This is a genomic window from Micromonospora sp. NPDC048842, from assembly GCF_040649935.1.
In the GTDB taxonomy this organism is placed as follows: Bacteria; Actinomycetota; Actinomycetes; order Mycobacteriales; family Micromonosporaceae; genus Micromonospora; species Micromonospora hortensis.
This window is the reverse complement of record NZ_JBEZGK010000023.1, coordinates 18,690-37,329: the sequence shown is the minus strand read 5'-3', so window position 1 is coordinate 37,329 and position 18,640 is coordinate 18,690. Positions and strand designations below refer to the sequence as shown.

The following is an 18,640-nucleotide window of genomic DNA, read 5'->3' as shown; positions in this document are numbered from 1 at the left end:
CCTTTCGTTCTCGCCGGTCGGGGTCTCACCACTCCGCGTAGGAGCCGTCGGGGTGCCGCCAGGTCGGGCTGCGCCAGGCGTGCCCGCGCTTGTCAGCGGTCCGCACGGCGTGTTCGTCGATCTCGATGCCGAGGCCGGGCGCTGTCAACCGCCGCACGTACCCGTCGACGAAGGTCAGCGGGGTCTGGTCGAGGCAGTAGTCGAGCACCTCGGCGCCCTGGTTGTAGTGGATGCCGATGCTCTGCTCCTGGATCAGGAAGTTGGGTGTGGCGAAGCCGACCTGGAGACAGGCGGCGAGGGCGATCGGCCCGAGCGGGCAGTGCGGGGCGAGCTGCACGTCGTACACCTCGGCCAACGTGGCGATCTTGCGAACCTCGGTGATGCCGCCGGCGTGCGCGAGGTCCGGCTGGGCCACGGCGATGCCGGCCTGCAACACGGGCAGGAACTCCTGCCGGCTGTAGAGCCGCTCCCCCGTCGAGACGGGGGTGGTGGTGCAGCGGACGACCTCACCGATCAGGTGCGAGTTCTCCGGCACCACCGGTTCTTCCAGGAAGAACGGCCGGTACGGCTCCAGCAGCGGAGCGACCCTCCGGACGTTGGCGAGGGTGAACCGACCGTGGAAGTCGACGGCGACGTCGCGGTCGTCGCCGAGGACCTCGCGGGCGACGGCCACCCGCTGCACCACAGCGTCGAGGTCGGCGACCGAGGCGAGCGCGCCCATCCGCCCGGACGCGTTCATCTTCACAGCGGTCAGGCCCGCCTCGATCCGGGCGCTGATCTGGTCGCGGATCTCGGCAGGCTCGTCACCACCGATCCAGCCGTAGACCCGGATCCGGTCTCGGACCGGGCCACCGAGGAGCTGGTGCACGGGGGCGCCGTAGTGCTTTCCGGCGATGTCCCAGAGGGCCTGGTCCAGACCGGACACCGCACTGGCCAGGATCGGGCCGCCCCGATAGAAGGAGCCCTTGGTCAGCACCTGCCAGTGATCCTCGATGCGCAGGGCGTCCCGTCCGGTGAGCAGCTCGCTGAGTTGGTGGACGGCAGTGCGCACGGTCTCGGAGCGGCCCTCGCAGGTCGCCTCGCCCCAGCCGACGATGCCGGACTCCGTCTCGATCCGGACGAACAGCCAGCGGGGCGCGACCAGGAACGTCTCCACCTTCGCGATCGTCGTCATGTCCCGATCAGCCCTTCGTCGCACCGGCGGTGAGGCCGGAGACGACGTATTTCTGCACGAACAGGGCGATCAGCATGATCGGCAGGGTGACCACTGTCGCGGCGGCCATCAGGCCGCCCCAGTCGATGCTGGCGTAGCCGACGAAGTCGAAGATCGCGACCGGGAGCGTCTTGGTGTCGGAGCCGGAGAGCACCAGGGCGAACATGAAGTTGTTCCAGGAGAAGATGAAGGAGAGGATGCCGGCGGTCGCGACGCCGGGCACCGACAGCGGGAGGGTGATCCGCCGGAACGCGCCGATGTGGGTCAGCCCGTCGACCAGCGCTGCCTCTTCCAACTCGGTCGGCAGGCCGTCGAAGTAGCCCATCATGATGTAGACGATCAGCGGGAGCGACACGAACATGTGGCTCAGGATCAGCACCGTGAAGCCGCCGACCATCTTCAGGTTCGAGAAGACGTAGTACCAGGGCACCAGGAGCGAGACTCCGGGGATGACCCGGGCCATGAGCACGACGAGCGCCGACTTCTTCATGCTGAACCGGCTCATCGAGTACGCCGCGGGCACCCCGAGCAGGAGCGACAGCGTGGTGGCCGCGAACGCCACCCAGAGGCTGTTGCCGATGAACTCGAGGTAGTTCGCCTGCTGGAGAACCGTCTCGTAGTTCTTCAGGCTGGGTGAGAAGACGAACGCCTTGGCCGTGTCGTAGATGTCCACGTTGGTCTTGAAGGACGCCGCGATCATCCAGAGCAGGGGCGCCATCAGCGCGAACACCACGACGACGAGAGCCGAGTTGCGGAACACCCGGTACGGCTTGCTCGGCTTCATCGGCCCAGCCCCTTCTTGCGATAGGTGAGGGCCCACATCACCCCGATGATGATCAGGAAGAAGATGATGAGGACTGTCGACGAGACGCCGTAGTCGTTGTAGTCGAAGCTGAGGCCGTACGCGTACACGTTGAGGGTCTCGACCTCGTGGAAGGAACCGCCGCCGCGCCCCTTGGTGGCGTAGAGGATGTCGAACGTCTTAAGGGCGTCGATGCCGCGCAGCAGGATGGCGACGATCACGGTGGGCATCAGCAGCGGGAGGGTGACGTGCCGGAACCGCTGCCAACTGCTGGCGCCGTCGATCCGGGCCGCCTCCTGCGGCTCGTCGGAGAGCGAGGTGAGTCCGGCGAGCAGGATCAGCACGACCATCGGCGTCCACTGCCAGATGTCGATGAACATCGTCGTCGGCAGGGCCGAGTGCTGCCCGGCCAGCCAGGGTTGAGGGCCGATTCCGATCCAGCCGAGCAGTTGGTTCGCCATCCCGATGTTGGGGTCGAAGATCAGGCGCCACATCATGCCGACCGCCACCGGAGTGGCCACCAGCGGCAGGAGGATCGCGACGCGGACCCACTTCTCACCGCGGAAGGGCCGCCACAGCAGCAGGGCGATCGCCATGCCGAGAATGACCTCGAAGAACAGCACGACGCCGGTGAAGAGGACGGTGCGCCAGACCGCCGGCCAGAACCGGTCGGTGTCGGTGAGCACGTCGAGATAGTTCTGGAAGCCGATGAACTCGGACTCAGCGCGTACCGAACCCTCGGCGTCGGTCAGGCTCAGGTACCCGGTCCACGCCACCGGAAAGATGATGAGAACGGCGACGAACGCCATGGCGGGTGCCGCGAAGAGCCACTTGCGGTGTTCGTTGGCCCAACGCGACCAGGCCGACGTCGTATCCACTGACGCCGCGGGGGCCTCGGGCGAATCGGTACGGGGGGTGAGAACGGCTGACATTGAGAACTCCGGGTTGGAGGGGTCAGGTCCCGGCGAGGCGGCGGAGCCGGTGGGCCCCGCCGCCCTGCGCGTGTGCTACTTCGCCTCGTCGTCGAGGAACTTCTGGAACGCCGCGTTCGCCGTGTCCGCCGAGCTGGCGGCGTCCTTGCCGGTGATCGCGTCGACGATCGGCTGGCCGACGATCTCCCGCGCCTGGGCCACCTTCACCACCAGCGGACGGTCGTGCCCGACCCCGTTGGCGGTGCTGACCGTGTTGGCCTCGGCGAGGTCCTTCGGGTAGGAGGCGGTACCCGCCGGGTTCGCCCAGACAGAGGTGCGGGCACCGGGTACGCCGGCCGTCTGCTGCGCCAGCGCCTGCTCCTTGCCGGCGGCCCACTGGATGAACTTCCAGGCGTTGTCCTTGTTCTCCGAGCTGTCGTTCACGCCGAGCGCCCAGGACGGGATGTTGTACGGCTTCGATCCGGCCGGGCCGGCCGGGAAGGCGGCGAAGCCGACGGAGTCGACGACCTTGGACTTGGTCGGGTCGGTGGCGTTCTTGTAGAGCGAGTTGGCCTCGGTGTAGAAGGCGGCCTTGCCCTGCGTGAAGATCGCCATCGCCTCCGACCAGCTCATGTCGGTGCTGATGTTCTCCGGGCCGTGGTCCCTGAGCAGCCCGCCGTAGTAGGCGTACGCCTGCTTGGCCTGCTCGGTGTTCACAGTGGCCTTCCCGCTGGCGTCCACGAAGTCGCCGCCGAAGCTGAAGAGGAAGCTGGAGAACTGTGTGACAGCGGCGGCCTTGCCGGTACGAGCGACGAAGCCGGCGACGCCCGGGTTGTCGGCCTCGATCTTCGCGGCCTGCGCCTTGAGCTCGTCGAGGGTCTTGGGCGGCGCGGTGAAGCCGGATTTCGCCAGCAGGTCCTTGCGGTAGTAGAGGACCTCCTGCTCGGTGATGATCGGCAGCCCGACGACCTTGTCCTCGTAGGTCGTCGCCTGCATCGGCCCGGCCTGGAAGTCACCGAACTCGAAGGCGCTGTCGGACTTGACCTTCTCGCTCAGGTCGGCGAGGTACTTGTTCTTGCCGAACAGCTTCCCCTCCTGAAGGGGCCGGTACATCATCACGTCGAGGTCGTCGGACCCGGCGTTCAGCTTGACGTTGTACTGGTCGGAGAGCTGGTCCTCACCGAGCTGGGTGACCTCGACCTTGAGGCCGGACTGCTTCTCGAACTCCGGCAGGACCTTCTTGATGTTCTCTGTCCACACGTGGTTGACAAGTGTCACGCGGACGGTCTTCGAGCCCTCGCCGCCGTCGTCGCCGCCGCAGGCGGTCAGGCTCATGGCGGCGACCACAGCCAGAGAAATGCCGATTATCGATCGACGTCGCACGCTTGTCTCTCCTTCTGTCGTGGCCGCCGCCCCCGAGAGAGCCGCTACCTCGGCGTTACATCCGCTTAACATCCGGATGCTAGGCCGATTAAGCGGATTACCTCAAGAGGTAGATGCAAATGATATGATCTTTGAGTGGAACCGTCCTCACCAGAGGTTGCAGCCGCTCCGGCCCTCCCCGCCGAGTCCGGGCTGCACGCGCGCGTCCTCGAACACCTCGGCACCGCCATCTGCGGCGGTGAGCTGGCACCCGGATCGGTCCTCAACATCGACGAGCTGGTCGACAGGTACGCGGTGTCCCGCTCGGTCGTCCGTGAGGTGCTACGGGTGCTGGCCTCGATCGGATTCATCGAGGCACGCCGACGGGTAGGTGTGATGATCCGACCGGCGAGCGCGTGGAACGTCTTCGACCCGCAGGTGATCCGTTGGCGTCTCGCCTCGGCCGGCCGGATGGCCCAGCTCCGCTCCATCACCGAGCTGCGCACCGCCGTCGAGCCCCACGCCGCCTACCTGGCCGCCAGCCGGATCGGCCGTGACGAGGCGAGCGATCTCGTCGGGCTGGCGGCGAAGATGTGGGCCGCCGGCGAAGCCGGCGACGAGGAGCGCTTCCTGCACCTCGACATCGAGTTTCACCGGCGCGTCCTGCTCGCCTCCGGCAACGAGATGTTCGTCCGGCTCCAGGAGCTGGTCGCGGAGGTGCTCACCGGCCGGCACAAGCACCACCTCATGCCGCACCACCCGCATGAGCAGGCTCTCCAGATGCACGCCGACGTCGCCCAGGCGATCCAGCGGCGCGACGGGGAGCGTGCCCGGCAGGCGATGGTGCAGCTGATGGAACAGGCCTTCGACGAGATGAAGTCGCTGTGGGAGCAGACCGGCGAGCCCGACCGCGGGGCGATCAGACGCTGACCGGGCCCCTCGATCGCCTCAGCGGACCACGCCGATACCCGTGAACGACCTGTCGTACTCGGTGAACGACCGGTTCGTGTACGGCGCGTAGATCCAGGTCCGCAGCGAGTTGGCGGCGGTGTCGACCTCGACCAGGCGTACCGGGTTGGTGCTGTTGGAGTGGAACGTCTGGAGGAACGAGTAGATCTTGTTTCCGTTGACCCCGGTGTCGACCCGGTTGGCGGCGATGCCCGTGTGACCGGAGAAGACGAACCGGATGTTGGCGTACTGCTTGACCAGGTTGTCGAAGAGGTACTGCGGGCTCGTCGCGCCGTACCCGGCACTCTGCTCGATGGCGCCGTTACCGTCGATGTAGTCGTGGGTGACCACGATGACGTTGTGCCGAGGGTTGGCGGCGACGACGCTCCTGGCCCAGTTCACGGCCGCGACCCGGGGCCAGAGTTCCAGGGTCAGCACCATCCACTGCACGCCACCGGCCGCGAAGGTCGAGTACGAGTTGTCGACCTTGCCGGCCTCGAACTGCCCCCGGACCGCGCGGTACTGGCTGACTGTGAAGTACTGGTTGAACACGCTGGTGTCGCGGACGAGTTCGCGGGTGCGGGCGGGGTCGCGGGCGGAGCCGCCGACGCCGGTCGCCTGGGTGTCGTGGTTGCCGAGAGCCAGCGCGTACGGGATGGCGGCGTTCTCGATCGGCCGCATCGCGTTACGGGCGATGACGTACTGCGCGTGGTCCGGGGTGTCCCAGTTGACCACGTCACCGGAGGAGGTCACGAAGCGCAGGTCAAGCGCGGACCGGTTCTGCACCAACCAGTTCGTGCGGTTGAGGAACCGAGGGTCCGAGCTGCCCAGCACCTCCTGCTGGGTGTCCGGCAGGACGGCGAAGCTGAACTTCGGGTCGGTGGTGCCCTCGGTCTCCATCCGCGCGGACGCGATGTGGACGTTGCGGTCGCAGGAGTCGGCCCGGAAGTCGTTGACGAGCTGGATCCGCACCGTGTGCTGGCCGGCGCCGACCGCCGCGCCGACCGGGTAGGTGCCGTAACTGGTCGCGCTGACGATCGTGGTCTGGCCGACGTCGACGCCGTCGACCGTCACCCGGACGGTCGGCCAGCCCTGGCAGTTGTCACCGACCGCCCCGATCACCACTCGCCCGGAGCCGCTGATGCTGGTGCTGGCATAGCTGGAGTTGCCCCAGAGCGAGGCGTGCGTGCCGGACGCGGGCACCGGGGTGCCGGTCGCCGTACGGATCGCACCGTCCACGACGGTGAACGGGGATGCCTCGGCGGCGCTGGCCGTGCTGCCGGCGAACGCTCCCCCCGCGATGACGACCACTGTCGCCACGGCCATCGCCACGATCGTGGACCCTGATCTCCTGATTCGCACCGCTGATCCTCCCTTGTCGACGTACGCCCAGAAGCTGGGCATTCGTAGCCTAGGACGAATCGGGACGACACATGTGAATACTTAACAGCCATCCTGCGTACTTGAGTTGTACTGCGTCAGTCGGTCCGGGCACTGAGGCTCCGTGCCAGGACCGGGATCATCACCGCCGCGGCGACGAGGTGCAGCCCGAGGAGGGCGATGACGACACCCACTACCGAGAAGAAGCCGGTCACCACCGCGAACCCGGACAACGGAATCGTCTCGCCACCATCGGGGATCTCGAAGTCGATGCCAGCGGCTCGGGCCAGCGCGGCGGCGAGGGTGGTGCTCACCACCGCCACGAGCGTGGCAGTCAAGCCGGTGCCGGCGAGCCCGCGGAATCGGTGGGTGTGGCTGGGTCGGCCCGCTGCCGGGCCGGTGACGCGCGCCACGGCGCAGCGTGAGTGTCCACATGGGACTACTCCGTGCCGTCCGCCGGCAGGCGCTCCGGCAGCCCGAGCCGCGGGAACTGGTCGTCGTGGAAGGTGAATATCTCGGTGATTCTGCCGCCGGTGACGCGCAGGACGTCGATGGTCAGCGGCAGGTACGCGCCCTCCTGCTTGCGCCAGTGGTAGAAGGCGACGGCGGGCTGGCGGTTCACCGAGGTGGGGACCGCGTGCAGGCCCGTCATGCCATCGAAGCCGTCCTCGACCCAGTTGTTCACCACAGCGTCGCGGCCGACGTACAGGCCCGGGGTGGGTGGCATCGAGCAGCGGACGTCGTCCCGCAGCAGGCCAGCGAGCACGTCGACGTCAGTGGCCACGCTGGCGTCGGTGAAGCGGCGCACCAGCTCGCGCGTGCCGGCGTCCTCCTCGCCCCCGGTCCAGTCCTGCCGCTCGGCGGGCAGGTGCTCCCGCATGCCGGCACGCGCCCGCTGCAGGGCACTGTTGACCGAGTTGACCGAGTCCCCGATTAGCTCCGCGACGTCCTTCGCCGGCCAGCCGAGCACGTCCCGCAGGATCAGCACGGCCCGCGGACGCGGCGCGAGATGCTGGACCGCGACCAGGTACGCCAGCTCGATCGTCTCCCGCGCGACGGCGACGGTCTCCGGCTCGTCCGCGTCGCCCGCTGGCAGCTCGTCGAGCAGCCGGTCCGGGTAGGGCTGCAACCACAGCACCTCGCCGCCGGTCGCCGGCTCCGGGCGGCGCTTGGCGAGCAGGTCGAGGCAGGCGTTGGTGGCGATCCGGTACAGCCAGGCCCGGAACGTCGACCGCCCCTCGAACGTCTCCCGCCGCCGCCAGGCACGCAGGAACGTCTCCTGCACTGTGTCCTCGGCGTCCTCGAACGACCCGAGCATCCGGTAGCAGTGCACGTGCAGTTCCCGCCGGTGCCGCTGCGCCAGCCCCGAGAACGCCGGCTCGTCGACCTCGCTCAGACCGCTCACGCCCAGCTCCTCCAGCCGCGTGTTCGCACTCATCACGTCATCCTTCCGCCTCGTCATGTCCTGTCCTAGGTATGACGGGCGCGGACGCGACAACTCATCACTCGGGTCTGATCGAGTTGGTGAGTGGCGGCCGTACTGATCCGACGGCCACCGGCGGCAGCTGGCCTCACCAACCCGTACGGTCGTCGTCATAGGGCGGACGCCCCGACCAGCGTGATGACTCACAGGCATCTTTATGCCGGTGAGTCATCACGCTCGCGGGCGCATCCGCCTCCCGGCGGACCGGTGAGGCGCGAGCGTGGTCCTACTGGGCCGTGCCGCCACCCGATCGACCCGCACCGGTGGCGGAGGGCCGGTGCGCGATGCGGGGCGCTCGCACGGCGGAGGCGTTGCCGGCGCCGGGGCGGTAGTCCCGTGCCGCGCTGGCCACCATCTCGTCGGCGTCACGAGCGAGCGCCTGCCGGATGTGCGACGGAACGAACTCGGACGTCGCCATCGCCAGTCGGACCTGCACCGCGCGGTCGTCGACCAGGCGGGCCAGGTCCGCCTCGCTCAGCTCGACGGCCCGCACCAGCGCGGCACGGACGTCGACCACCGGGTCCGCGGCGAGCGCGCTGCGCTGCTCGGCGCTGGTCCGCGGGTTGCGGGCAGCCCCCTTGCGTACGCGTGCGGTGCGATCGGCCAGCAGGGCGGTGATCACGTCGGGGTCGTGGGTGTGCGTGGCGAGTCGTTCCCGTACCTCGGGTGACACGTCGTTGATCAGCTTGGCGGCCAGCTCGGGCTCCAGCTCACGACTCTCCGCGAGGAGACCGCGAAGCTCCTTGTCCGAGGTCTGCGACATGACCTGGCGGATCGACTCGTCACAGGCCGGGTTGCCGGCGACTGCCCAGCGGACCCACCGGTCGGCGTCCTTGACCAGGCGCATGAGGTTGGCGATCGAGGTGGAGGGGTTCCGCGCGACGGCCTCCCGGACCTGACGATCATGGTCACGGGTGAGCGGTCGCAGGGCCTGCGCTGGTGCGTCGGCCCGTGAGGCGACCGCTTTGCGGACCAGCTCCGATGGGTCGGACGCCAGGTCGATAAGGGTCATTTGTGGCGTTGTGGGGTCTTGGGCGAGGGCGAGCCGAGCGTCAGCGCTGCCACCGATCGGACGGTGGGCGGTGGTGCCGGACTGGCTGTGTCGGTCGGCCGCGCCGACGTCCTGCTGTTTCCCCATGCCGCAATCATGTCACGCGCCCGGTTCGGCAGTACCGGCCGCGGGCGGCACCGGGGCGGGCAGGCGCAGGCCGGACATGCCGCCGTCGACGGCCAACGAGGTACCGGTCACCGACCTGGTCACGGGCGAGGCGAGGTAGACGACGGCGGCGGCCACCTCGTCGGCTGTCACCAGTCGGCCGGTCGGCTGGCGGGCGGCCAACTGCCGTTTCTCGGCCGTCGGGTCGGCCGCGCCGGCGAGAAGGCGAGCCACCCACGGCGTGTCGACGGTGCCGGGGGCGACACAGTTGACCCGGACGCCCTCCGTCACCAGGTCGGCGGCCATGGCGAGGGTGAGGGCGTGCACGGCACCCTTCGACGCCGAGTACAGGGCGCGTCGGGGCAGGCCGACGGTCGCCGCGATCGAGGAGATGTTGACGACCGCCGCGGACGACGAACGGCGCAGGTACGGCAGGGCGACGGCGCTGGTTCGGGCCACGCCGGAGACGTTGACGTCGAGTACCCGGCTCCACTGCTCGTCGTCGTCCTCCTCCACAGTGCCCACTGCCGAGATGGCGGCGTTGTTCACCAGGATGTCGATGCCGCCGAACGCTGCCGCGACCGAGGCGACGGCCGCGCTGAGGGAGGACCGGTCTGCCACGTCCGCTCGGACGCCGAGTACGCCGGGATCCTCCGGCAGGCCGGACAGCTCCAGGTCCAGGACACCCACCCGGGCGCCGGCGGCGGTGAACGCCCGTACGCAGGCGAGACCGATCCCCGATCCACCTCCGGTCACCACCGCCACGAGACCGTCACACCGCATCAGGCGTCCCGGAGCGTGTTGCGCTGCCGACCGAGGCCGTCGATCTCGACCTCCATCACATCGCCGACGGACAGGTACGGGAAGCGGCCGGAAAGTGCCACTCCCTGCGGGGTGCCCGTGTTGATGACGTCGCCCGCGTCCAGGACTGTGTACTGGGACAGGTGCCAGACCAAGTACGCCACGTCGAAGATCATGTCCTTGGTGCTGGAGTCCTGGCGGGGCTCGCCGTTGACCCAGGACCGCAACCGCAGCGCCTGCGGGTCGGCGATCTCGTCGGCGGTGACCAGCCAGGGGCCGAGCGGTTGGAACGTCTCGCAGGACTTGCCCTTCGACCACTGGCCGCCGGAGACCGCGAGTTGGAAGTCCCGCTCGGAGACGTCGTTGGACAGCACGTACCCGGCGACGTGCCCGAGGGCGTCGGCCGGTGAGGCGAGGTAGCGGGCCGTCCGGCCGATCACCACCGCCAACTCCACCTCCCAGTCGGTCTTCGTCGATCCGCGCGGGATCAGGACCTCGTCGTAGGGGCCGACGACGGTGTTGGGCGCCTTGTAGAAGATGATCGGGTCGGTCGGTGGCTCGGCCCCCGACTCGGCGGCGTGCGCGGCGTAGTTCTGCCCCACGCAGAGCACCACCCCGGGTCTGGCGATCGGTGCGCCGACCCGCTGACCGGTGATGTCGATCTCGGGCAGGTCGGTGGCCTCGCGAACCCGCCGGACGCCGTCGCCGGCGAGGAACTCGCCGTCGATGTCGGGGGTGAGCGACGAGAGGTCGAAGTGCCGCCCGTCGACGTACAGCACGGGACGCTCCCGCCCCACCGGCCCGACGCGCATGAATCTCACGAACCCGACCTCCAGTGCATAGGGCGCAAAGCCCCTATTTCCTATAGGATGTTGCCTTGCTAGTGTGTACTCGCTCACAACGGCACAGTCAAGGGGTGGCTGAGGAGACGAGATGACCCAGCAGGACCCTCGCGAGGGTCGACTCCGTCCCGCCCGACGACTCACCCTCACCGAGGACGTCTACGAGTCGATAAAGACGCTGGTCATGGACCACATCCTTCCCCCCGGCGAGCGGGTCAACATCGACGCGCTGGCACGGGAACTGGACGTCTCCCCCACCCCGGTCCGCGAGGCCCTCGCCCGGCTGGAGGCCGACGGTCTGGTCCGTAAACGCCCGCTCTCCGGCTACACCACCACGCCGCTGCTGAGCCGTGCCGAGTTCGACGACCTGTTCGACGTCCGCCACCTGCTGGAGGGCGCCACCGCCGGGCGGGCCGCCACGCACGCCTCCGCCGAAGCCCGCCAACGGATCAGCGTCGAGGCGGCGGCGAGCATCGACGTGGAGGCCGGCGACGGCTATCGCCGACACGCCGCCTTCACCGCGCTGGACGCGAAGTTCCACGACCTGATCGCCGAGGTCTCCGGCAGCCCCCTGCTGCGGGACACCATCACGCGGCTGCACTCACACCTGCACCTGCACCGGCTGTACTTCCCGGTCGCCGGCGCGCCGGACACCAACACCGAGCACCAGCGCATCGCCGCCGCCATCGTCGCCGGCGACGCGGCAGCCGCCACCGAGGCGATGCGCGCCCACCTCAGCGCCGCCCGGGAGCGTCACCTGCCCGCCTTCGACCAGCTCCCCACCCCCGGAACACCGCGCGACTCGGCGTGACCCACCCCCACACCTCCGAGGAGCCGCCATGCGGATCGCCCTCTTCATCACCTGCGTCAACGACCTCGCGTTCCCGGCCACCGGCATCGCTGTCACCCGCATCCTGCGGCGGCTCGGCCACACCGTCGACTTCCCCACCGACCAGACCTGCTGCGGGCAGATGCACGCCAACACGGGTTACCGGGCCGAGGCCATGCCCATGGTGCGCAACTACGTCGACATCTTCGACTCCTACGACGCCATCGTCGCGCCGTCCGGGTCGTGCACCGCGATGATCCGCGATCAGTACCCGCGTCTGCACCCGCCCGCCACCTCGGTGGCCGCCCGCACGTACGAGCTGTCCGAGCTGCTCGTCGACGTTCTCGGCGTCACCGACGTCGGCGCCGAGTTCCCGGAGACGGTCACCTACCACCCGACCTGCCACGGCCTGCGCATGTTGCGCCTCGGCGACCGGCCGCTGACCCTGCTGCGCGAGGTGCGCGGGATCAAGCTGGTCGAGCTGGGCGACGCCGAGGAGTGCTGTGGTTTCGGCGGCACCTTCGCCCTGAAGAACCCGGACGTCTCCACCGCGATGCTCACCGACAAGTGCGCCCGGGTCCGCGACACCGGCGCGCTGGTGCTCGCCGCGGCCGACAACTCCTGCCTGGCGCACATCGGCGGCGGCCTCGACCGCCACCGCTCGGGCGTACGGGCCGTGCACTACGCCGAGATTCTCGCCGAGACGGGAGCCACCTCATGAACCCACCGGTCGCACCCGCCACCGGGGGCGGGCGGATCCGCACGCCGCTGCCGTTTCCCACCGCCGCCAAGCCGGCCGTCGCCGACACGCAACTCCGGGCCAACCTGCACCGGGCCACCCGCACCATCCGGGCCAAGCGAGCACGGGTCGTCGACGAGGTACCGGACTGGGAGGCCCTGCGCGACGCCGGCTCGGCGATCAAGGCGGACGTCCAACGTCGCCTGCCGGAGCTGCTCGAGCAGTTCGAGGCGTCCGCCACCGCTGCCGGCGCCACAGTGCACTGGGCCCGCGACGCTGCCGAGGCGTGCCGGATCGTCGTCGCCTTGACCCGGGCCACCGGGGCCGACGAGGTCGTGAAGGTCAAGTCGATGGCGACCCAGGAGATCGAACTCAACGAGGCGCTGGAGGCCGCCGGGATCGCCGCGTACGAGACCGACCTGGCGGAACTGATCGTGCAGCTCGGCGACGACACCCCCTCGCACATCCTGGTGCCGGCCATCCACTACAACCGGGCCCAGATCCGGGAGATCTTCCAGCGTCGCATGGCCGACGCGCCGGCCGACCTGAGCGACGAACCGGCCGCGCTGGCCGAGGCGGCCCGCGCCCACCTGCGACGGCGTTTCCTCTCGGCCCGGGTCGCCGTCTCCGGCGCCAACTTCGCCGTCGCCGACACCGGCACGCTCGTGGTGGTGGAGTCCGAGGGCAACGGCCGCATGTGCCTCACCCTCCCCGAGACGCTGATCAGCGTCGTCGGCGTCGAGAAGCTGCTGCCGACCTTCAGCGACCTGGAGGTCTTCCTGCAACTGCTGCCGCGATCCTCGACCGGCGAGCGGATGAACCCGTACACCTCGATGTGGACCGGCGTCACCCCCGGCGACGGCCCGCAGGACGTGCACATCGTGCTCGTCGACAATGGCCGGTCCGCGGTGCTCGCCGACCCGGTCGGGCGGCCCGCGTTGTCGTGCATCCGCTGCTCCGCGTGCCTGAACGTCTGCCCGGTGTACGAGCGGGCCGGCGGGCACGCGTACGGCTCGGTGTACCCGGGGCCGATCGGGGCGATCCTGTCGCCGCAGCTGACCGGCGTGGCTGACAACGCCTCGCTGCCGTACGCGTCGACCCTCTGCGGCGCCTGCTACGACGTCTGTCCCGTGAAGATCAACATTCCGGAGATCCTGGTTCACCTCCGCCAGCAGGCACCGCACCCACCCGTCGAACGGGCCACCATGCGCGTCCTGTCCTGGGTGATGCGCAGCCCCCGACGTTGGGCTGCCGCCCTGCGCCTGGCCCGGGCCGGCGCGGGGCCGCTCGGGGCGTACCGTGAGCGGCGCACCGGCGCTCGGACGCTGCGGCGACTGCCCTGGCCCGCCTCGGCGTGGACCCGGTCGCGCGACCTGCCGCTGCCCGCGCCGCAGACCTTCCGGGAATGGTGGGGTAAGCAGTGAGCGCACGTGACGAGATCCTGGCGCGGCTCCGGACGGCGCTGGCCGACAGCCCGCCGCCGGTGCAGGTGCCCCGCGGGTACCGCCGGGCCGACGACCGCTCCGACGTGATCGGGACCCTGGTCGATCGCCTGGAGGACTACCGGGCCGTCGTCCACAGTGGCATCGACGCCCTACCCCGACTGCTCGGTGGGGTCGACCGGCTCGCCGTCCCCACCGACGTCCCCGCCGACTGGCTGGCCGGCTACGCCGGAGAGCTGCACCGCGACGCGCCGCCGCTGTCACCGGCCGCGCTCGACGACCTGGACGCGGTCCTGACCGGCTGCGCCGTCGTGGTCGCCGACACCGGCACCATCATCCTGGACGCCGGCCCGGCGCAGGGGCGGCGCGCGCTCACCCTGGTGCCCGACCGGCACATCTGCGTCGTGCGCACCGACCAGGTCGTCGGTCTGCTGCCGGAGGCGCTGACCCGACTGGACCCGCGCGCCCCGCTGACCTTGATCTCCGGCCCGTCCGCGACCAGTGACATCGAGCTCAACCGTGTCGAGGGAGTGCACGGCCCACGCCGGCTGGAGGTCGTCCTGATCGGCCCAGCGGGCGGCTCAGGAGCCTGACGACGGCACCTGCTCGTCGCTGCGGCTCTCGCCCGCCGTCACGCGCAGCGGAATGCCGCGCACGTTGAGCAGCATGACGATGCCCACGCCGACCACCAGGGCGATGTCGGCGACGTTGCCGACGAAGAACCCGGCGTAGTCGATGAAGTCCACCACGTGCCCGCGAGCGAACCCCGGCTCCCGGAAGAGGCGGTCCAGCAGGTGCGTGGTCGCGCCGCCGAGCACCAGGCCCAACGCCACCGCCCAGGCGCGCGACGTGACCCGCCACGCGACGACAGTCACCGCGACCACCGCCGCCGCCGCGAACACCGCGAAGATCCAGGTGTACGCGGAGCCGATCGAGAAGGCGGCGCCCGGGTTGTACAGGAGTCGCAGTTGCAGCAGGTCACCGAGGATGGTGATGGTCTGCCCGCCGGAGAGCGCGGACTCGGCCCAGTACTTGGTGAGCTGATCCGCGGCGAGCACCACAGCAGCGATCAAAACGACGGCGCGGAACATCAGCGAACCCTAGCCGGTCAGCGGTGACCGTCACCACCGATGGTGAACGTCGGGGCAGCCCGGAAACGAGCCCGCCTGGCCGCACGCCGAAATGCGCCGAGCACCGCCGGCCCGGCGAGTGTGACGAGGACTGCTGTGGTGACCGCCCGCCCGGTGTCCCAGCCCAGCGAGGTGACTGTGAAGAAGGTCAGGTACCTGTGGAGTTGCTCCAGGGCCGGCAGGCCGGGCTGGTAGGCGATCGAACTGGTCGGGTCGAGCGAGAACGGCCAGAAGGACAGGTTCAGCATGAAGCCGAAGAAGTATCCGCTCACCGCCGCGTAGGCGGCGAGCAGGACGATCTCGGCCCGTCCCCGGGCCCGGGGCAGCAGGCCGGCGAACATGCCGACCCAGGCGCAGCCGAACATCTGGTACGGCATCCACGGTCCCACTCCCCCGGTGAGCAGGGCGGAGGCGAACAGCGAGGTGCAGCCCAGCGCGAAGCCGAAGCCGGGCCCGAAGACCCGACCGGCGAGCACGAGGACGAAGAAGACCGTCTCGATGCCCGCCGTGCCGGCGCCGAGTGGTCGCAGGGCCGCGTTGATCGCTGACAGCACGCCCAGCATGGCGAGCGCCTTGGCGTCGATCCTGCCGTCGGCGATCTCGGCGAAGATGACGGCGAGGACGAGGAGCAGCAGCACCCCGAACATCAGCGGAGGGGTCTGGGTGGAGCCGAAGGTTCCCGGCGCGACGACGAACGGCCACAGGAACGCCACGAAACCGAGGAACGACGCCATGGTGATCGCGAGCACGGCGCGGGCGGGCACCCGGACCGCGACGTTCAGTGTCGTCATGCGGGCACCGCCGGAGCGTCGAGGGCGGCGGCGACCTGCCCGACAGTCAGGTACGGCAGCGGTGCGAGGATCTTCGCGACCTGCGGGGCGAACGTCGGCGACGCGGTGAGGACCGCCGGGACGGATCCGGCGGCGACGATCTCACCGTCGGCCATCACCACCACCCGGTCGGCGGTGGCGGTGGCGAACTCGACGTCGTGGGTGGCCACCACGACGGCGCGGCCCTGCGCGGCGAGGTCGTCGAGAGTGCGGGTCAGCGCGGCCTTGGCCTGGTAGTCCAGTCCACGGGTGGGCTCGTCGAGGAGCAACACCCCGGGGGTGACGGCGAGTTGGATGGCCAGGACCAGGGCGAGTTGCTGCCCGGCGGACAGATCCCGGGGGTGGCTGTCGCCGTCGATGCCGGCCGCGATGCCGTCGAGGAGCCGTCGCGCGCTGCCCGGTTCGGCGCCGTCGCGGTCGGCCTGGTCGAGTTCGGCGTCGACGGTGTCGAGGTACAGCAGGTCGGTCGCGGTCTGCGGAACGAGGCCGACGAGTCGGCGGGCCTCGCTGGCACCCACCCGACCCGGGTCGAGGTCGCCGTGTGTCGGGTCGGGCACGACGACGGCGCCACCGTCCCGGCGACCCGAGCCCTGCAAAGCCCAGAGCAGTGACGACTTGCCGGAACCGTTGCGCCCCATCAGCGCGGTGATCTCACCGCGTACCAGGGTCAGGTCGACTCCACGGACGGCGACGACCGACCCGTGCCGGACGATCACACCGGTGGCGGTGAGCGCGTTCCGGGCGTCGGCGTGGGAGTGGCGGTGTGGCTGCGGTGGCGTGGCGGGTAGCCGGTCGCGCAGTGTGGTGGCGTGCCGGCGGGCGTCGCGTACCGACAGCGGCAGCGGTGACCAGCCGGCCAGGCGCCCGAGTGCGACGACCGGCGGCGCGACTGTGGTGCCGGCGACGAGCGTGGCCGGGTCACCGTGGCGGACACTGCCGTCGCGGGCGACGTGGATGAGCCGGTCGGCGTACGGCAGGACCCGTTCCAGGCGGTGCTCGGCCAGCACGACCGTGACACCGAGGTCGTGGACCAACCGGGTGATGGTGGCGAGGACGTCGTCGGCCCCGGTCGGGTCGAGCGCGGAGGTGGGTTCGTCGAGGACGAGCACCCGTGGGTGGGCGGTCAGCGCCGCGCCGATCGCCACCCGTTGCTGCTGACCGCCGGAGAGTTCGTGCAGGCCACGGTGGCGCAGGTCGACGAGGCCGAGCAGGTCGAGGGTCTCCTCCACCCGGGTCCGCATCACCGCCGGGTCGAGCGCGAGCTGCTCCATCCCGTACGCCAGCTCCTCCTCGACGGTGTCGGTGACGAACCCGGCTACCGGGTCCTGCCCGACAACGCCGACCAGGTCGGCGAACTCCCGGGGTGGATGGTGGGCGGTGTCCCGGCCGGCGACGCGCACGCTGCCCTGGAGGGTGCCACCGCTGAAGTGCGGGACGAGCCCGTTGATCGCGGCGAGCAGTGTCGACTTCCCCGCGCCGGTGTGGCCGACGACAAGGCACAGCTCCCCCTCGTCGATGTCGAGGTCGACGTCGCGGACTGTGGGGCGGGGCGCGCCGTCGTACGTGATGCTGACGCGCTCGAAGCGGATCATGACGGTGCTCCTGCGGTGTCGGCGGCGCGGCCTCGCGCGGCGGCGGCGGGCTGCGGTCGGTGCGGGCGTGGCGGTGTCGGTGCGGCGATCGCCGCGATGGCGGCGACGAGGATCGCGGCGGCCGGTAGCGCGGGCAGGGTGGGCCAGTGCAGCGGGTAGAGGCTCGGGTTGAGCGCGGCGGGGTCGTAGCCGGTGCCGGCACCGAGCACGACGGCCGTGACGACGCCGCAGCCGGCGACCGTCCACTCCGGCCACTGCCACGGGTCGGGCCGGTAGCGGCTGCGGGAGACCCGACGCCCACCGAGCGCCATCCCGGCGACGCAGAGCAGCACACCACCGCCGAGGCCGCCGAGCCCGACCGGGCGGGGCACGCGCGGGTCGAGCAGGCCGTACACGCCGACGCACAGGCCGGCCATGCCGGTGAGCATGAGGACACCGGTGAGCCGCCGCGAGCCAGGCGTGGCGGTGCCGACCCGGCCGTAACCGCGGGAGTCCATGGCGGCGGCCAGCCGCAGCGACCGGTCCAACGCGTCGTGCAGGACCGGCATCACGATGGCCCGCACGGCACCGAGGCCCCTGGCCCGTCCGGCACGCAGCCGGCGGGCACGGGCGACCCGTTGGACGCTCTCCACGAGTTGCGGTGCGACGCTCAGCGAGACGGTGACGGCGACACCGAGTTCGTACAGCGCGCCGGGGAGGACCCGCAGGGCACGTTTGGGGTTGGCGAGGCTGTTGGCGGCGCCGATGCAGCACAGCAGGCAGGCCAGCCGGAGCCCGTCGACGGCGGCGGACAGTGTCGCCTCCAGGGAGACCGGACCGCCGATCTGGATTCCCGCGTACCACTCGGGCGTGGGCAGCTGCGGGAGCCGGAACAGGATGTGGTCGTCGGGGGTGATGCCGGAGGCGAAGACCGTCCGGAACACCACCCGGATCGCGATGATGATCAGCGCGAGGTAGAGGTAGTAGCGGAACGCCCGTGCCCAGGGCGCGTCAGTGCGGCGGGCGCTGACCACGAATCCGAGCACCGCGAAGATGAGCAGCAGGAGGAGGGGGTTGCTGGTGCGGCTCGCGGCGGTGGCCAGCGCGAGCGCCCACAGCCACCAGGCCACCGGGTGCAGGGAGCGCGGCAGCCGGGCTACCGCGAGGCGATGGACAAGGCTGGTACGGATCGGGCGCATCG

The 18,640-nt window shown here is 70.3% G+C and carries 19 protein-coding genes; 5 read left to right on the top strand and 14 right to left on the bottom strand.

Features of this window, described 5'->3' with window-relative positions:
• Window positions 1-25: 25 nt before the first annotated feature.
• The 4 genes from dgoD to AB0C19_RS26265 all read right to left on the bottom strand — a co-directional run bounded on the left by dgoD (window position 26) and on the right by AB0C19_RS26265 (window position 4,261).
• A complete protein-coding gene (gene dgoD, locus AB0C19_RS26280) occupies window positions 26-1,174 on the bottom strand; it encodes a galactonate dehydratase (RefSeq protein ID WP_357189548.1) in 1,149 nt (382 codons plus the stop codon).
• Window positions 1,175-1,181: 7 nt separating this feature from the next.
• A complete protein-coding gene (locus AB0C19_RS26275; protein ID WP_238683956.1) occupies window positions 1,182-1,997 on the bottom strand; it encodes a carbohydrate ABC transporter permease in 816 nt (271 codons plus the stop codon).
• Window positions 1,994-2,947: a sugar ABC transporter permease gene (locus tag AB0C19_RS26270; RefSeq protein WP_208646462.1), complete on the bottom strand. Its 954-nt coding sequence runs from the start codon at window positions 2,945-2,947 to the stop codon at window positions 1,994-1,996. Before AB0C19_RS26270 ends, AB0C19_RS26275 begins: the two co-directional genes overlap by 4 nt.
• 75 nt (window positions 2,948-3,022) lie before the next feature.
• Complete coding sequence (locus AB0C19_RS26265; protein WP_357189546.1) at window positions 3,023-4,261, bottom strand: sugar ABC transporter substrate-binding protein; 1,239 nt, start codon at window positions 4,259-4,261, stop codon at window positions 3,023-3,025.
• Between the two features lie 183 nt (window positions 4,262-4,444).
• Here AB0C19_RS26265 and AB0C19_RS26260 point away from each other — a divergent pair, with 183 nt between their 5' ends.
• Window positions 4,445-5,218 carry an FCD domain-containing protein gene (locus AB0C19_RS26260; RefSeq protein WP_357189544.1) on the top strand — a complete coding sequence of 258 codons (774 nt, stop codon included), beginning with the start codon at window positions 4,445-4,447 and terminating at the stop codon, window positions 5,216-5,218.
• 18 nt (window positions 5,219-5,236) lie between these two features.
• Here the strand turns inward: AB0C19_RS26260 and AB0C19_RS26255 are convergent, their stop codons facing one another.
• From AB0C19_RS26255 to AB0C19_RS26230, 6 genes are all read right to left on the bottom strand, one after another.
• The gene (locus tag AB0C19_RS26255) at window positions 5,237-6,562 is read right to left on the bottom strand and encodes a carbohydrate-binding domain-containing protein (protein WP_357189656.1); all 1,326 of its coding nucleotides are present in this window, start codon (window positions 6,560-6,562) and stop codon (window positions 5,237-5,239) included.
• A 152-nt stretch (window positions 6,563-6,714) separates the two neighbouring features.
• A complete protein-coding gene (locus AB0C19_RS26250) occupies window positions 6,715-7,029 on the bottom strand; it encodes a DUF6069 family protein (RefSeq protein ID WP_357189542.1) in 315 nt (104 codons plus the stop codon).
• A gap of 26 nt (window positions 7,030-7,055) precedes the next feature.
• Complete coding sequence (locus tag AB0C19_RS26245; RefSeq protein ID WP_357189540.1) at window positions 7,056-8,054, bottom strand: RNA polymerase subunit sigma-70; 999 nt, start codon at window positions 8,052-8,054, stop codon at window positions 7,056-7,058.
• 271 nt (window positions 8,055-8,325) lie between these two features.
• Window positions 8,326-9,237 carry a hypothetical protein gene (locus AB0C19_RS26240; protein ID WP_357189538.1) on the bottom strand — a complete coding sequence of 304 codons (912 nt, stop codon included), beginning with the start codon at window positions 9,235-9,237 and terminating at the stop codon, window positions 8,326-8,328.
• A 12-nt stretch (window positions 9,238-9,249) separates the two neighbouring features.
• Window positions 9,250-10,011 carry an SDR family oxidoreductase gene (locus AB0C19_RS26235; protein WP_357189536.1) on the bottom strand — a complete coding sequence of 254 codons (762 nt, stop codon included), beginning with the start codon at window positions 10,009-10,011 and terminating at the stop codon, window positions 9,250-9,252.
• Between the two features lie 26 nt (window positions 10,012-10,037).
• On the bottom strand, window positions 10,038-10,877 hold the full coding sequence (locus AB0C19_RS26230; protein ID WP_357189534.1) for a fumarylacetoacetate hydrolase family protein: 840 nt from the start codon (window positions 10,875-10,877) through the stop codon (window positions 10,038-10,040).
• 112 nt (window positions 10,878-10,989) lie between these two features.
• Between AB0C19_RS26230 and AB0C19_RS26225 the strand changes: the two genes are divergently transcribed.
• From AB0C19_RS26225 to AB0C19_RS26210, 4 genes are read left to right on the top strand one after another with little or no spacing between them, the layout of a single operon-like run.
• Window positions 10,990-11,709 carry a GntR family transcriptional regulator gene (locus tag AB0C19_RS26225; RefSeq protein WP_357189532.1) on the top strand — a complete coding sequence of 240 codons (720 nt, stop codon included), beginning with the start codon at window positions 10,990-10,992 and terminating at the stop codon, window positions 11,707-11,709.
• A gap of 28 nt (window positions 11,710-11,737) precedes the next feature.
• Window positions 11,738-12,448 (top strand): (Fe-S)-binding protein, encoded by a 711-nt coding sequence (locus AB0C19_RS26220; protein ID WP_357189530.1) that lies wholly within the window; start codon window positions 11,738-11,740, stop codon window positions 12,446-12,448.
• Complete coding sequence (locus tag AB0C19_RS26215; protein ID WP_357189528.1) at window positions 12,445-13,890, top strand: LutB/LldF family L-lactate oxidation iron-sulfur protein; 1,446 nt, start codon at window positions 12,445-12,447, stop codon at window positions 13,888-13,890. Before AB0C19_RS26220 ends, AB0C19_RS26215 begins: the two co-directional genes overlap by 4 nt.
• Entirely contained in the window at window positions 13,887-14,501 is a 615-nt protein-coding gene (locus AB0C19_RS26210) for an LUD domain-containing protein (RefSeq protein WP_357189526.1), read from the top strand. Before AB0C19_RS26215 ends, AB0C19_RS26210 begins: the two co-directional genes overlap by 4 nt.
• Here the strand turns inward: AB0C19_RS26210 and AB0C19_RS26205 are convergent.
• The 4 genes from AB0C19_RS26205 to AB0C19_RS26190 are packed head-to-tail and all read right to left on the bottom strand — an operon-like array spanning window position 14,490 to window position 18,638.
• Complete coding sequence (locus AB0C19_RS26205) at window positions 14,490-14,999, bottom strand: signal peptidase II (protein ID WP_357189524.1); 510 nt, start codon at window positions 14,997-14,999, stop codon at window positions 14,490-14,492. The genes AB0C19_RS26210 and AB0C19_RS26205 overlap by 12 nt on opposite strands.
• Window positions 15,000-15,016: 17 nt before the next feature.
• Entirely contained in the window at window positions 15,017-15,829 is an 813-nt protein-coding gene (locus AB0C19_RS26200) for an ECF transporter S component (protein ID WP_357189522.1), read from the bottom strand.
• Entirely contained in the window at window positions 15,826-17,460 is a 1,635-nt protein-coding gene (locus AB0C19_RS26195; RefSeq protein WP_357189520.1) for an ATP-binding cassette domain-containing protein, read from the bottom strand. Before AB0C19_RS26195 ends, AB0C19_RS26200 begins: the two co-directional genes overlap by 4 nt.
• Window positions 17,457-18,638, bottom strand: a complete 1,182-nt coding sequence (locus tag AB0C19_RS26190; protein WP_357189518.1) for a CbiQ family ECF transporter T component — start codon at window positions 18,636-18,638, stop codon at window positions 17,457-17,459. Before AB0C19_RS26190 ends, AB0C19_RS26195 begins: the two co-directional genes overlap by 4 nt.
• Between the last annotated feature and the right edge of the window lie 2 nt (window positions 18,639-18,640).